Origin of the sequence: Erwinia sp. Leaf53, assembly GCF_001422605.1 — a bacterium.
GTDB lineage: Bacteria > Pseudomonadota > Gammaproteobacteria > Enterobacterales > Enterobacteriaceae > Erwinia.
The window spans coordinates 112384-127208 of record NZ_LMLK01000022.1 but is presented as its reverse complement, the minus strand read 5'-3'; the positions used below and the strand labels follow the sequence as shown (position 1 = coordinate 127208).

At 59.4% G+C, this 14825-nt stretch carries 12 protein-coding genes; 6 read left to right on the top strand and 6 right to left on the bottom strand.

What is annotated here, in order from left to right:
• Nucleotides 1-19: 19 nt before the first annotated feature.
• From ASF13_RS14370 to ASF13_RS14360, 3 genes are read right to left on the bottom strand one after another with little or no spacing between them, the layout of a single operon-like run.
• Complete coding sequence (locus ASF13_RS14370) at nucleotides 20-502, bottom strand: type VI secretion system tube protein TssD (RefSeq protein WP_056237445.1); 483 nt, start codon at nucleotides 500-502, stop codon at nucleotides 20-22.
• A complete protein-coding gene (locus ASF13_RS25365; RefSeq protein WP_056237440.1) occupies nucleotides 502-873 on the bottom strand; it encodes a putative T6SS immunity periplasmic lipoprotein in 372 nt (123 codons plus the stop codon). Before ASF13_RS25365 ends, ASF13_RS14370 begins: the two co-directional genes overlap by 1 nt.
• Nucleotides 870-1421 carry a hypothetical protein gene (locus ASF13_RS14360; protein WP_056238391.1) on the bottom strand — a complete coding sequence of 184 codons (552 nt, stop codon included), beginning with the start codon at nucleotides 1419-1421 and terminating at the stop codon, nucleotides 870-872. Before ASF13_RS14360 ends, ASF13_RS25365 begins: the two co-directional genes overlap by 4 nt.
• Before the next feature lie 227 nt (nucleotides 1422-1648).
• Between ASF13_RS14360 and ASF13_RS14355 the strand changes: the two genes are divergently transcribed.
• Nucleotides 1649-2572, top strand: a complete 924-nt coding sequence (locus tag ASF13_RS14355; protein ID WP_056238387.1) for a LysR family transcriptional regulator — start codon at nucleotides 1649-1651, stop codon at nucleotides 2570-2572.
• Between the two features lie 176 nt (nucleotides 2573-2748).
• On the opposite strand, the gene ASF13_RS14350 is transcribed toward ASF13_RS14355, so the two are convergent.
• Entirely contained in the window at nucleotides 2749-3270 is a 522-nt protein-coding gene (locus ASF13_RS14350; RefSeq protein ID WP_056238385.1) for a hypothetical protein, read from the bottom strand.
• Between the two features lie 444 nt (nucleotides 3271-3714).
• Here ASF13_RS14350 and ASF13_RS14345 point away from each other — a divergent pair, with 444 nt between their 5' ends.
• The 5 genes from ASF13_RS14345 (at nucleotide 3715) to ASF13_RS14325 (ending at nucleotide 11978) form a co-directional block, all read left to right on the top strand.
• A complete protein-coding gene (locus ASF13_RS14345; RefSeq protein ID WP_056237439.1) occupies nucleotides 3715-4992 on the top strand; it encodes an MFS transporter in 1278 nt (425 codons plus the stop codon).
• 259 nt (nucleotides 4993-5251) lie between these two features.
• Nucleotides 5252-6136, top strand: a complete 885-nt coding sequence (locus tag ASF13_RS14340; protein ID WP_056237436.1) for an Abi family protein — start codon at nucleotides 5252-5254, stop codon at nucleotides 6134-6136.
• A 200-nt stretch (nucleotides 6137-6336) separates the two neighbouring features.
• Nucleotides 6337-7419, top strand: coding sequence for a LacI family DNA-binding transcriptional regulator (locus ASF13_RS14335; RefSeq protein WP_056237434.1), 1083 nt, complete (start codon nucleotides 6337-6339; stop codon nucleotides 7417-7419).
• A gap of 161 nt (nucleotides 7420-7580) precedes the next feature.
• Nucleotides 7581-10664 carry a beta-galactosidase gene (locus tag ASF13_RS14330; RefSeq protein WP_056237431.1) on the top strand — a complete coding sequence of 1028 codons (3084 nt, stop codon included), beginning with the start codon at nucleotides 7581-7583 and terminating at the stop codon, nucleotides 10662-10664.
• 60 nt (nucleotides 10665-10724) lie between these two features.
• Nucleotides 10725-11978, top strand: coding sequence for an MFS transporter (locus tag ASF13_RS14325; protein ID WP_056237429.1), 1254 nt, complete (start codon nucleotides 10725-10727; stop codon nucleotides 11976-11978).
• 87 nt (nucleotides 11979-12065) lie between these two features.
• Here ASF13_RS14325 and ASF13_RS14320 read toward each other — a convergent pair whose 3' ends face one another.
• On the bottom strand, nucleotides 12066-13244 hold the full coding sequence (locus tag ASF13_RS14320; protein ID WP_082502356.1) for a substrate-binding domain-containing protein: 1179 nt from the start codon (nucleotides 13242-13244) through the stop codon (nucleotides 12066-12068).
• Complete coding sequence (locus ASF13_RS24960) at nucleotides 13231-14817, bottom strand: inositol monophosphatase family protein (protein ID WP_056237427.1); 1587 nt, start codon at nucleotides 14815-14817, stop codon at nucleotides 13231-13233. Before ASF13_RS24960 ends, ASF13_RS14320 begins: the two co-directional genes overlap by 14 nt.
• Nucleotides 14818-14825 lie beyond the last annotated feature (8 nt).

The following is a 14825-nucleotide window of genomic DNA, read 5'->3' as shown; positions in this document are numbered from 1 at the left end:
CGGAGCTCTTAAGCGGGCATCACTCTGTTTTTTTCATCCATGAGTCACTGTACTGAATGTTTCCTTCTTTATAGTGCCAGGTGATGCCCCTGAACCTCAGGGCTACGGTTTCTAACATATTGGGGTGCCGCGATCCTGCAATATAGCTGTGTGAAGCTTCAACCGACATCACCACGACATCATCCAGCACTACGCGATAGATTTCATATTCCAGCCCGGAGTCGTTAGTGGCGTAATATCGCATCTCTGCTTTCTGCAACCTGCGGCTTTCACACACGGCTATTGCCAGATAAGGCGAAATCTTATCGATATATTTGTGAATGATAAAAGGCTTATGCATACGTGTTCCGGTGATACTTCCGCTGTGAGCGTCCACGCCAAGAGATACAGCATAACTGCTGCTCATGATCTCGATTGCGCCTTCCCTGCCTGCTAACAGACAGTCTCCTTTGATAAGTACACCATTTTCATTGTATAAGAAAAGATAAGCGGGTAAAGACATTAGAGACTCCTTTGCATGCTGAATACATTCCAGTTGTTATCTATGAAAAAAACATAACGATACTTAGTGTCATTCAAAATGTAGTAGGCGTAGTATTTGTATCCCGTCTTTAATTTTATATCAAAGCAGGTTTCAGGGTATGATAATCTTGGGTTTCCATAACCGGATTCAAGAACTGATTCACTCGATATTTTTTTGATGTACTCAAGTGAATATTTTTTAAGAACGTCTTTTTTGTCAACACTAAAACAAACTTTCTCTGGCGAAAGATAAATCGATCTCCAGTGGTTGTAGATTAGTCTGTCGCCCTCGCCTGGGCAACCTGTCAATAAAAAGATCAGCGGGGTGACAGTGAACAGCGATAGTTTCATTGTGGAAAGCTCCCTAAAATATCCCTGTATTTTTCTATCAGATTTTCTACTGATTCAGATGAGGGGTAGTGCCTATAGTTAATGTTTGCTTTAGTATGATAAAAACCACCATGCAGTAATACCCAATAATCACTTACTAAGCTGGCCTGTTGTTCCAGACTGTAATCAAGTAGATTTTCTTTGTCCAGGCTGTAGCTGTAATCAGCAGCCCATGAAAAAGCACCTCGTGTTCTGACCCACATACCTCGCTGATGCTGCCATACATGCATCATTTCATGGAGAAACATATGTTGCATCTTTATTGAAGTTCTAGAAAAATCCTCCTCATATACGCCTTCCTGAAACCACATTTCGCCATTAGGCGTCATCGCCGTGAAATTACCCTGAATATTGAACGGTAAATAGCTTCCTCTGTGTACCCACACTTTATTATAGTGAATGCTGTAACCGAAAAGCGTAACAGCCAGCACAATTTCACCGGGTTTTAACAACCGCAGGCCGCCTGGTTTTGTTACGTCGTCCTCACCGGGGTTTTTGTAGTAATCCATACATTCCTCCTTGATTTTAAAAGCTACTTTATCAATGTGCCGGGTAAGGGCAATCATGGAATTGCCGAAAATCCTTGAGGTAATTAATTTTTTATAAAAAAATTAAGGTCGTTTATGTGCAGTGCGTATTTACCGACGGGCAGAGAAAGATTCAGGGTAAATAAAGGCTAACCCTTTATCACTACATGATATAAGCTGTAGGATTACCATAAACCGTGCTCATCACCATGACCAATATCAGAACCCTCGATCTCAACCTGCTAAAGGCGCTGGACGTGCTGCTGGAGGAGTGCAACGTCACCCGCGCTGCCGCACGTATCGGTGTCACCCAGCCAGCGATGAGCGGCATGCTGACCCGGCTACGGGATAATTTTGGCGATCCGCTGTTTGTGCGTGCCCGGCACGGCATGGTGCCGACGCCGCGCGCGCAGGCGCTTAAGCTGCCGCTGAAACAGCTGCTGGGGGAGATCGATGGCCTGCTGCAGCCTTCCGGATTTGACCCGTCTTCCGCCCGGCTGACCTTTACTCTGGCGGCCACCGACTATGCGCTGCGGGCGGTGGCGCTGCCGTTTCTTGCCGCGCTGAAGACGCTGGCACCGCAGATTCAGGTGGCGCTGGTGGCGCTGGACGACCGGCAGATTCAGGGGCAGCTGGAGAGCGGGGAGATTGACGTAGCGCTGGTCACGCGTGACAGTACGCCAGCGGATCTGCACGCGCGCGATCTGTTTACCGAGCACTATGTCTGTGTGCTGCGGGAGGGGCATCCGGCGCTGGTGGCGGGGGGCGGTGCGCTGAGCCTCGACCGCTTCTGCCAGCTCGATCAGGCGCTGGTCTCTTATACCGGCGGCGGATTCCACGGCGTGACCGACGCCGCGCTGGCGCAGCAGGGCAGGCAGCGCCGGGTGACGCTGTCGGTGAACAGCTTCCTGATCCTGCCGGAGGTGCTGCGTGCCAGTGATATGGTGGCCGTGCTGCCCGCCCGACTGGTGGCCGGGATGGTGGGGCTGGCCGTGTGTGAACCGCCGCTGGCGATCCCCGGCTTTGTCAAAGTCGCCGCCTGGCACCCGCGCAGCCATCACGACGTGGCGCAGCGCTGGCTACGGCAGCTGCTGTTCAGCAGTTGTGTAACAGGTGGCGTCGGCGAGGGTTGACCGCCGTGCCTGGCCGTTGGACGCAAAGGCGTTAAACCCTGCCAGGCGACGGTGAATCCCTGCTGTCGCAACAGGTCAGCGAACGGTATACATGCCTGACGGGGGGCAACAGTCAGCCGGGGCCACGGGTCGCCGCCGTGTCTGGCGGCAGGTGGGGTAAATGTGACAGACGGTGTTTATTCGCGGGGCACGCGTGCCCGTGCCGCCGCCACCAGCCCGTCCAGCCATTCCTGGTGGCCGTTGATCATCGGATTGGGTTTAGCGGCGTGCAGCGCTTCCGCCGGTTTCCCCTTCTGGGTTTCCTGCGTCAGAATACGCACACGGCCGCCCTCAAGATCTTCCACCAGCCAGGCGTGATGCACGTCAAGCCGCTGGTCAGTGCCTTCTTCTCCCGCCCAGCCGTGCCAGGCCACGCGCCCGGGCTGGCCGTTGGCAGGTGCGACAAATTCATTACATTGCGCTTCAACCGGGAACCCGAAGGTCTCGAAATAGAAACGGCTAGCGGAGTTCAGTTCCGGTCCCTGATTATCGTAAAAGCGGATATTGGCGGAGTTAGCATAGTAGCCCGGCCAGGCGCCCGGGTGGCTCAGCAGAGGCCAGACTTCTGCGGCGCTGAGGCCGGCGACAATCACTTCATTGGAGGCAAAGTTTTCGGTAAAGCCTGGAATATAGTGCTCCGGCCAGATAATGGCGTTCATTTTCATCATTCACTCTCTTAATATTTTCTGCGAGTCTTCGGGTGTCGCGACGTGGGGGCCTGACAGATCGGCTACCGGCAGGCGCACAGCCATCATCGCCGCTGACCAGATATCAAGCCAATCGCGATTTTAAATGCCAGTGATAATCCAGCGTGATATCAGCTGGCCGCTGACCGCCCGGCGACGTAAACCCGCCTGCCAAATCGCAATGCCCGGCAATGTTACTGGCGATGTTCCAATATTTTTAAGCGCCTTCACAGTTCATTGAAAAACCGCGTCATTTCCTGTCACTGAGGCGGGGTGCGGTGTTAGCTTGATTAACGTTACCAGTAACAAAGCATCACCCCCGGCTTTCCCGGTCTGTCAATCGTTTCACCGAAAACGAGATTGCCGGAAGGGTTAACTCTTTGCTGTCTCACAATGACGTGATATCAGGGTGCCGTTATGAACGCTAAACTTTCGAATAAACGCTGGCTGTACTTAATGCCGGTGATCTTTATTACCTACAGCCTCGCCTATCTGGACCGCGCCAACTACGGCTTTGCCGCTGCATCGGGCATCGACCGCGATCTGGGTATTACCAAAAATATTTCATCGTTAATCGGCGCACTGTTCTTCCTCGGCTACTTCTTCTTCCAGGTGCCCGGCGCGGTGTATGCGGTCAAACGCAGCGCCAGAAAGCTGGTGTTTGTCAGCCTGATCCTGTGGGGGCTGCTGGCGGCGGCCACCGGGCTGGTGGCCAATATTCCGATGCTGATGATCATCCGCTTTACGCTGGGCGTGGTGGAAGCGGCGGTGATGCCGGCAATGCTGATCTTTATCAGCAACTGGTTTACCAAAGGCGAACGCTCGCGGGCGAATACCTTCCTGGTGCTCGGCAACCCGGTGACCGTGCTGTGGATGTCGATTCTCTCCGGCTACCTGATTCAGGCCTGGGGCTGGCGCGAGATGTTTATCATCGAAGGTATTCCGGCGGTGGCCTGGGCCTTTATCTGGTGGCGGGTGGTACGCGATAAACCGTCTGACGTCACGTGGCTCACGGCCAACGAGAAGCGCGATCTCGAACAGGCGATGGCAGCAGAACAGCAGGAGATTAAGCCGGTTAAAAACTACCGTGCCGCCTTTACCTCGCGCAACGTGGTCTGCCTGTGCCTGGTCCACGTGTTCTGGAGTATCGGAGTTTACGGTTTCATGATGTGGATGCCGTCGATCATTAAAGCCGGTGCCAACCGCGATATCGTCTCCGTCGGCTGGCTGGCCGCCGTGCCTTACCTGGCGGCGATCGTGCTGATGCTGACGGTCTCTGTGCTGTCTGACAAGTTCCAGAATCGTAAGCTGTTCGTCTGGCCGCTGCTGCTGGTGGCCGGTCTCGCTTTCACCGGCTCGTGGCTGGTGGGTAGTGATGCATTCTGGCTCTCCTATACGCTGCTGATCGTTGCCGCCGCCTGCATGTACGCACCTTACGGCCCGTTCTTCGCGCTGATCCCGGAGCTGTTGCCAAAAAGCGTGGCCGGTATTTCGATGGGGTTAATCAACAGCTTCGGCGCGCTGGGGGCCTTTACCGGCGCATGGGTGGTAGGGTTACTCAATGGCCTGACCGGCAGCCCGAGCCTCTCCTTCGTGCTGATGGCGGTGTCGCTGTTTGTCTCGGTGGCGATTATGGTTTCGGTGCGGCCGGACAATACGTCGGAGGATAACCGAGTGGCGGCGAAGCGGCATTAAATCTGAAATTGCGGCAGGGTTCGCAAATCGAAGCGTTAACTCTCCCCGCGCTGTGGTTCTTACTTCAAGAGTCTGGCTGAAAAAGGGAAGATAGTCGTGCTGGAACGTAAACGAGAAAAGCCACCTTTACAGGTGGCTTTTCCGGTACTAACTCAGGCGCACGGGTCCGAAGAAATCCGTGCCTTCACGAGCATGAATCTACCGGGATCGATGAAGGTCGTCAATCGGTATTCTGTTTCTGTGGCCCGGGAGGGGCAAGATGAAACTGCAGGATTATATTTCTGAGCCAGGATTGAGAATTTATACTGAGATACTTAAGCTTAAGCCCGATCAGGTGATGGCAAGCTATAACTGGAATAAGGCGCTCGGCAGCTCAATGCAGCCGCTGTTTCATTGTCTGGAGGTTTCGCTGCGCAATGCCATTGACCATACCATCCGCAATCATCCCCCACCAGGTGCTGAGGGCCTCTGGCGAACCGACAGTAACTGGATTTTTGATCTTCCCCGCTACATGGGTGATAAAGTCTGGATCCGTCAGGGTAAACGATTTCAGCTTGATGCGCAGGGTAACAGGCGGTACAGCCAGGGATCCCCTCTTTATCAGAAAACGGTCTGGGAAGAAGAGTGCATCCGTAAGGTAGCAAAACGTATAAAAATGGCGGGTAAGATTGTTACCGCTGAGCGTGTGATCTCCGGATTGGATTTCGGATTCTGGACACACTTTTTGAGTTCTGCCTATGATGAACCGCGCAATCGCAGCCTGCTGTGGCCGAATCTGACCGGACACGTTTTTCCCGGTGCGCCTGCAGGCATGCCACGGCATATTGTCGACAAAAAGTTTAATCTCATTCGGGATCTCCGTAATCGGTTAGCTCACCATGAGGCTGTCTGGAAGTTTTATGAGATGGATGAAACGGGTAAGCGGGACTATACCCGGCCGGTGTATGGGCTTAATGCGTCGCTCAATTTATTGCATAGAGCCTGGAATGATATGTTTGAAGGTTTGCTCTGGGTCAGCCCTGTGCGCTACCACGCATTTCGTCAACAAGGCCATCATCGTCGTTTTGAGGCGTTAGCGAGTAAAAAGGGGATATCAGAATTTTTGGCTGCTGAACGTTGCGGCCATGCGGCTAACACGCACTAATACCCGCCGTCAGTTTGGTTAAAAGCACAATTGCTAAGCAAGTAATAAGAAACCCACCTCGTAATGAGTTCACTCGAATCGATCGGCCCGTACGGTGCGCCGATCGGTTTTTTAGCTTTCAACACGCCGGGATTCCTGTGCCACCCCCGCCTCGCTGTGGCATGATACCCGCCAACCCCCACCGCCATCAGGAACCTCTTATGAAACCCGTTACGCTGTACGACGTCGCCGACCACGCCGGGGTCTCTTATCAGACCGTTTCACGGGTGGTGAACCAGGCAAAGCACGTCTCGGATCGCACCCGTGAACGGGTGGAAGCGGCGATGGCGGAGCTGAACTACATTCCCAACCGGGTGGCGCAGCAGCTGGCGGGCAAGCAGACGGCGCTGATCGGCGTGGCCACCGTCAACCTGGCGCTGCACGCCCCGTCACAGATCGTGGCGGCGATCAAATCCCGCGCCGACCGCGCCGGTGCCAGCGTGGTGATCGCGATGGTCGAGCGCAGCGGCGTGCAGGCCTGCGTGGCGGCGGTCAACAACCTGCTCGGGCAGCGGGTCAGCGGCCTGATCGTCAATTTCCCGCTGGAAGATGACGATGCCGCCACGGTAGCCGCCGCCTGCGGCGGCGTGCCGGTACTGTTTCTGGACGTCTCCGACAGTTCGCCGATCAACAGCGTCAGTTTCTCCCATGAGGCCGGGGCGCGGCTGGGGGTGGAGCGCCTGGTCGCGTGCGGCCACCGGCGTATCGCGCTGCTGGCTGGCCCGCAGAGTTCGGTGGCCGCACGCCAGCGCCTGGCCGGCTGGCATCGCTGGCTGGCGCAGCATCAGCTGCAGCCGCTGGCGCAGCTGGAAGGAGACTGGAGCGCCATCTCCGGTTTTGAGCAAACCAGCCGCCTGCTCAACGGCGGCACGGTGCCGCAGGCGCTGCTGGTGGCCAATGACCAGATGGCGCTGGGGGCGATGCGGGCAATCAGCGAGTATGGCCTGCGGGTGCCGGCGGATATTTCGGTGATTGGCTATGACGATACCGAAGACAGCTCCTGCTATATTCCGCCGCTGACCACCGTCAAGCAGGATTTCCCGCTGCTGGGGCAGAGCAGCGTTGACCGGTTGCTGCGCATGACCCAGGGTGAAACGATCACCGGCAACCAGCTGTTATCAGTGACGCTGGTGGAGCGACAGACCGTGAGCGCTCCCGGTGCCCATGCCGCCTCACCGCAGGCGCTGGCGGATACGCTGCTGCAGATCTCCCGCCAGCTGGCGCAGATGAAACCGGAAGGTTAATTTTCCGCCGCAGGGCGCAGTTTTCCACGCATATCATCCGTTCAGATAACGATATCTGTGAGGCACCTCACTCATTGGGCATCGTTTGCTTTACAGCATCATTTCCGCAACCTATGTTGAAAAAATTGTGAGCGAGTAACAATTTTACTGAGGATCGCGCGATGACCCTGAACACTGATTCACTGAACGCCGTACTGGCCCGCCGCGACTGGGAAAACCCCGGCGTAACGCAGATTAACCGTCTGGAGGCGCACCCGCCGTTCTTTAGCTGGCGTAACGCCGCGGATGCGCGTGACAACCGCCATTCGGACCAGCGCCGCAGCCTGAACGGCAGCTGGAAGTTCTCGTATTTTTCACAGCCGGAAGCGGTGCCGGAAAGCTGGGTAAGCGGCGATCTGGCCGATGCTGATTCGGTGCGGGTGCCCTCAAACTGGCAGATGGACGGCTACGACGCGCCGATCTACACCAACGTCACCTATCCGATCCCGGTCAATCCGCCGTTTGTTCCCGCCGATAACCCGACCGGCTGTTACTCGCACACCTTTACTCTGGATGACGACGCGCTGCGCGACGGACAGACCCGCATCGTGTTTGACGGCGTCAACTCGGCGTTCCACCTGTGGTGCAACGGTCGCTGGGTCGGCTACGGCCAGGACAGCCGCCTGCCGTCTGAGTTTGACCTCAGCGCGTTTTTACAGCCGGGCGAAAACCGGCTGGCGGTGCTGGTGCTGCGCTGGAGCGACGGCAGCTACCTGGAAGACCAGGATATGTGGCGCATGAGCGGCATCTTCCGCGACGTGTCGCTGCTGCACAAGCCGGCCACGCGGCTGCGCGACCTGCGTATCACCACCCGCTTTAACGACGATTTCAGCCGTTCGGTGCTGGACGCGCAGGTGAGAGTGCAGGGGACCGTAACGGACGATCTGCGCATCTGCCTGCAGCTGTGGCAGGGGGAAACCCAGGTCGGCAGCGCTACCTCCGCGCTGGGCAGCGACATTATTGACGAACGCGGCGCGTACGCGGACCGCACTACGCTGTCGCTTAAGGTTGAAAATCCGGCGCTGTGGAACGCTGAAACGCCGAACCTGTACCGCGCGGTGGTGCTGCTGCAGCGTGCTGACGGCGAGCTGATTGAAGCGGAAGCCTGCGACGTCGGTTTCCGTCAGGTAAGCATTGAGGACGGGCTGCTGCGGGTGAACGGCAAACCGCTGCTGATCCGCGGCACCAACCGCCACGAACACCACCCGGAATACGGTCAGGTGATGGATCGCGAGACGATGATTAAAGATATCCTGCTGATGAAGCAGAACAACTTTAACGCCGTGCGCTGCTCGCACTACCCGAATCATCCGCTGTGGTACAGCCTGTGCGACCAGTATGGCCTGTACGTGGTGGATGAAGCCAATATCGAAACCCACGGCATGGTGCCGATGAACCGCCTGAGCGACGATCCAACGTGGCTGCCGGCAATGAGCGAGCGCGTTACCCGCATGGTGCAGCGCGACCGTAACCACCCGAGCATCATCATCTGGTCGCTGGGCAATGAATCCGGCCACGGCGCAAACCACGACGCGCTCTACCGCTGGCTGAAGTCGGAAGATCCGTCGCGCCCGGTGCAGTATGAAGGCGGTGGGGCCAACAGCGCGGCCACCGATATTATCTGCCCGATGTACGCGCGCGTCGACCAGGACCAGCCGTTCCCCGCGGTGCCGAAATGGTCGATCAAAAAATGGCTGTCGATGCCGGGCGAGCAGCGTCCGCTGATCCTCTGCGAATACGCCCACGCGATGGGCAACAGCCTCGGCGGCTATGACAAATACTGGCAGGCGTTCCGCGCTTACCCGCGCCTGCAGGGCGGCTTTGTCTGGGACTGGGTCGACCAGTCGCTGATCAAGTACGACGACCAGGGTCAGCCGTGGTCGGCCTACGGCGGCGACTTTGGCGACACGCCGAACGACCGTCAGTTCTGCATGAACGGGCTGGTGTTTGCCGACCGCACGCCGCACCCGTCGCTGTACGAGGCGAAACACGCTCAGCAGTTCTTCCAGTTCCGCCTGCTGAACGGTGAAACGCCGAAAATTGAAGTCACCAGCGAATACCTGTTCCGCCACAGCGATAACGAGGTCCTGCACTGGACGCTGGCGCAGAACGGCCATCAGCTCGCCAGCGGCGAGTGGCCGCTGGATATCGGCCCGGAAGGGACGCAGGTTGTTACGCTGCCGGCCTTTACCCTGCCCGCCAGCGCAGGCGATCTGTGGCTCACCGTACGTGTGCAACAGCCGCAGGCCACCGCCTGGTCCGACGCCGGGCACATCAGCGCCTGGCAGCAGTGGCCGCTGGCGGAGGTGCTGAGCGCCACGCCGGAGCAGCCTGCCGGTCAGGCGCCAGAGCTGAGCGTCAGCGAGCAGAGCTTTACGATTGACAGCGGCAGCACCCGCTGGGAGATCTGCCGCCAGCAGGGGTTGCTGGTGCAGCAGTGGGTCAACGGACAGGCGCAGCTGCTCAGCCCGCTGGCCGACCAGTTTACCCGCGCGCCGCTGGATAACGATATCGGCGTCAGCGAAGCCAGCCGCATCGATCCCAATGCCTGGGTTGAGCGCTGGAAGGCCGCCGGCCACTATCAGGGCGAAGCGCAGCTGCTGCAGTGCGAGGCAGAAGCGCTTGCCGCCGCCGTGCTGGTGACCACCGTGCACGCCTGGCAGCACCAGGGCCAGACGCAGTTTATCAGCCGCAAAACTTACCGCTTCAGCGGCAGCAGCGTGCAGATTGACGTGGACGTGGAGGTGTCGCGCAATACGCCGCACCCGGCGCGTATCGGCCTCAGCTGCCAGCTGGCGACCGTGCAGCCGCGGGTCAGCTGGCTGGGCCTTGGCCCGCATGAAAACTACCCGGATCGTCTGGCCTCCGCCTGCTTCGACCGCTGGGATCTGGCGCTGGAGGAGATGCACACCCCTTACGTGCATCCGTGTGAGAACGGCCTGCGCTGCGGCACCCGCGAACTGCGGTACGGCGCACACCAGTGGCGCGGCGACTTCCAGTTCAGCATCGGCCGCTACGGCCAGCAGCAGCTGATGGCCACCAGCCATCGCCACCTGCTGCTGCCGGAAAAGGGCACCTGGCTGAATATTGACGGCTTCCATATGGGGGTCGGCGGCGATGACTCCTGGAGCCCGTCGGTGTCGCCGGAGTATCTGCTCAGCGCGCAGCGTTATCACTATCAGCTGTGCTGGTCACAGAATAATTAACGGCATCCTCAGCGGGCAGGGAAGTTAACCCTGCCCGTCACTGGCGTAAGGATCTTCAGCATGAACTATTTAAAGAACACCAATTTCTGGATGTTTGGTTTCTTCTTCTTTTTCTACTTCTTCATTATGGGAGCCTATTTCCCGTTCTTCCCGATCTGGCTGCACGACATTAACCACATCAGCAAAAGCGACACCGGCATTATCTTCTCCTGTATTTCGCTGTTTGCTCTGCTGTTTCAGCCGATTTTTGGCCTGCTCTCCGACAAGTTGGGGCTGCGCAAGCACCTGCTGTGGGTGATCACCGGCATGCTGGTGATGTTTGCGCCGTTCTTTATCTACGTGTTTGGCCCGCTGCTGCAGACCAACATTCTGCTGGGCTCGATCGTCGGCGGCATCTACCTGGGCTTTATCTACAACGCCGGCGCGCCGGCGATCGAAGCCTATATCGAGAAAGCCAGCCGCCGCAGCCAGTTTGAATTTGGCCGCGCGCGCATGTTCGGCTGCGTGGGCTGGGCGCTGTGCGCCTCGATCGTCGGCATTATGTTCACCATCAACAATCAGTTTGTCTTCTGGCTCGGATCCGGCTGTGCGGTGATCCTCGCTATCCTGCTGTACTTCTCGCGTACGGATAAAAACTCCACCGCCGGCGTGGCGGATGCGGTCGGGGCCAATCAGCCGACGTTTAACGTCAGGCTGGCGCTGGAGCTGTTTAAACAGCCAAAGCTGTGGTTCCTGTCGCTGTACGTGGTCGGCGTCTCCTGCACCTATGACGTGTTTGACCAGCAGTTCGCCAACTTCTTTACCGGCTTCTTCGCCACCACCGATCAGGGCACGCGGGTGTTCGGTTACGTCACCACCCTGGGCGAGCTGCTTAACGCCAGCGTGATGTTCTTCGCCCCGCTGATCGTTAACCGCATCGGCGGTAAGAACGCGCTGCTGCTGGCCGGGATGATCATGTCGGTGCGCATTATCGGCTCCTCGTTTGCCACCACCGCGGTGGAGGTGGTGGTGCTGAAGACGCTGCACATGTTTGAAATTCCGTTCCTGATCGTCGGCTGCTTCAAATACATCACCAGCCAGTTTGAGGTGCGTTTCTCGGCCACCATCTACCTGGTGTGCTTCTGCTTCTTCAAGCAGCTGGCGATGATCTTTATGTCGGTGTTTGCCGGTAACATGTATGACAGCATCGGTTTCCAGGGCGCGTACCTGGTGATGGGTCTGGTGGCGCTGGCCTTTACGCTGATATCCGTCTTCACCCTCAGCGGCCCGGGGCCGCTGTCATGGATGAAATCACGTCCGCGCGAAGCGGTGTAGTTGCCGGGCGGGTTTACACCCGGCCGGGGTTGCCTTTGCTCTGCCGTCCACGCCATCCCCAGGGATGGCGTTTCTCATCCAGCGCGCTTACAGCGTCCTGCGACGCACGGCTGCCGCCTGAAACAGCCGTTTGCCCGGCGGCCACGCTGCCGGTGACAGCAGCATCTCGCAGGCGGCCTGGGCCATCTCCGCCAGCGGCTGGGCGAAGGTAGTCAGCTGATAGCCAATCCAGCCCGCCTGTTCAATATCATCAAACCCCAGCACGCTGAGATCCTCCGGCACGCGCAGGCCATATTCGTGCCGTGCCACGTCCAGCACGCCGCAGGCCAGCAGGTCGGTCACGCAGAAGATGCCGTCCGGCGGCTGGCCGCCGCCGAACAGTTCACGCGCGGCGGCCACCCCGCTCTGATAGCTGGCCGGCCCGGCCCGTACGACCCGGCAGTCAATGGCTGCCTGCCGTGCGGCGGTGAGAAAACCCGCTTCCCGCGTCACCATACTGGGTGAGCGCGCGGTAGAGGAGACCAGCGCCAGCCGGCGACGTCCGGCCTCGCGCAGCAGGGCAAAGGCCTCGCTCATGGTGGACCGGTAGTCAATTTCAATATGGTCAGCGCCGCTGAACTCCCCCATGCGGTTAATCAGGATCACCTGCTGCCCGCTCTGCAGGCAGGTCTCAATCAGCGAGCGGTCCGGCTTGCCGGAAAGTACGATGGTGGCGGTAGAGCGGTAGTTCAGCGTCTGCGCCAGCGCGTCGCGTGCGCTCTCCGCGCCCTCATCGGTGTTGATCACCATCACCGCCCGCTGCGCCTGGTGCAGACGGCGGGTCAGGTGCTCCAGCAGGCTGGCCTGGTACGGCGAACTGAGGTTGCCGCCGAGGATACACACCGGGCGACTTGCCTCCTTCGACAGGCCGCGCGCCAGGTGATTAACGTGGTAGTTCAGCGTTTCGGCGGCGGCCAGCACCCTGCGGCGGGTTTCCGCCGAGACGCTGCCGCCGGTGGTAAAGGTGCGCGACACCGCCGAACGCGACACGCCCGCCAGCCGCGCGACCTCGCTGGCGCTGGCAAAGCCTTTTGTGGCGTTGACACCCTCGGCCCACGCTGCCGCTGCGCCGGCGTGGTGCAGGCCTTTATTGCCAGCGTTATGGGCGGCCTGCTCTGTCGTTTCACCGGCGCGAGCCAGGCCGGTGTCGCCGTGGTCAACATCGGCCAGACTGGCTAATCCACCAGCATGGGGCTGGCCCTTTCCACCGTCGTCACGCCCGGTCATCGCGGTGCTCCGTGGCCCGCAGCGCCCGTTCACGGACGATCGCCCACTCTGCCAGCCGGGTCAGCGATGGCTTCGGCGTTTCAGACCACTCGTCGGGGTGCAGCTCACGTTTATCGCGGATCAGCGCAATCGCCGCGTCCAGCGTCGGAAACTGCTGCGGGCATTCAAGATGCAGAAACAGCGCCACCAGCGCCACCGAGCGGCTGCGCCCGCCGCGGCAGTTGACCAGAATATTGCCGCGTTCGCGGTTGCGGTAGGAGGCTTTGTCCGGGATCTGCTGCAGCAGCGCGGCGCGCATCAGCAGATAGCCGGCGTGCAGCATCTCCGGCGCGTTACCCTCGCCGTCGATCAGCCCCAGCTTGTAGTAGCGCACGCTGCCGCTGCCGTGGCGCAACAGGTGCGGCGCGCTGCCCGGCTCCGCAAGGTTGACCCAGTCAATATCGAGATTGACCGCGCAGTTGATCACCGTGCGGATATGGTGCTGGTCCAGCAGGGCCAGATCGGTGACGCCGTCGGAGCCGCCGATATAAATATCCACTCCCCAGCCGGGAAGGTCGGCGGCAATCAGGCTGACCGGCGGTCGAGGATAATGCCGGGCGGCGTTATTCAGCGCATCCTCCCCCTCTGCGGAAGCGTGGCCAGCAGCCGTCCGCTGGCTGGCGGGTGATCCGCCGGTGTTGGCAGAGTCAGTCGGCAGCGTATCGGTGAAGAGGGCTGTTTCGCTGCCCGCCGCGTTGACGTTATGCCGTTCAGCCTTCAGATCCTTTGTTGAATGCTCTGCCAGCGGGATCGCACTGGCCTGCGCCAGCGCCGCAGCCACGCCGGGTGCCGCAGCCAGCACCGGTAGCCCGGCGTAAATCCCGGCGGCATCCTCGGGCACGACTCCGATGCGGCCGCCGGCTTCCGCCACCAGCAGCAGCCCGGCAAGGCAGTCCCAGGCGTTCATATGGGCCTCAACGTAACCATCGCTGCGCCCTTCGGCCACCCAGGCCAGCGCCAGCGCGCCGGAACCGCCACGCCGCACGGTGGCGCCGCCGTTCAGCAGTGCTGCCATCACGTCGAGGTAGCGGCGCTGGCTGTGGCGTGACGACCAGCCCAGCTCAAAGGCGGCACGGCGGCTGTCGTCGGTGCCGGCGCAGCGCAGCGGGCGATCGTTTTTCAGCGCGTAGTGGCCGCGCCGCGCCAGATACAATTCCTCGCTGACCGGGTTATAAATCGCCCCCAGCTCGGTGACGCCGTGGCGCACCCAGGCGATACAGATACAGAAATGGGCGATGCCGCGGGCAAAGTTGGCGGTGCCGTCGATCGGGTCAATCACCCACAGGCTGTGCGCGTCGGCGGGCGGCTGCGCGGACTCTTCCCCGAGGATCAGATCCTGTGGGAACCGCTCGCGCAGGGCCTGCATCAGCTGCGCCTCTACCAGCGTATCGGTTTCGGTAAGGATATCCTGATGGCCCTTCAGCTGGTATTCGCCCGGCTGGCGCGCGTTAAAACCGGCAAGTGCGGTCGTGCCGGCCTGCAGAATCAGCTGTTTTAACGCCGCTTCACGCGGCTCTGTCTCAAAATGAGTCAAAATGTACT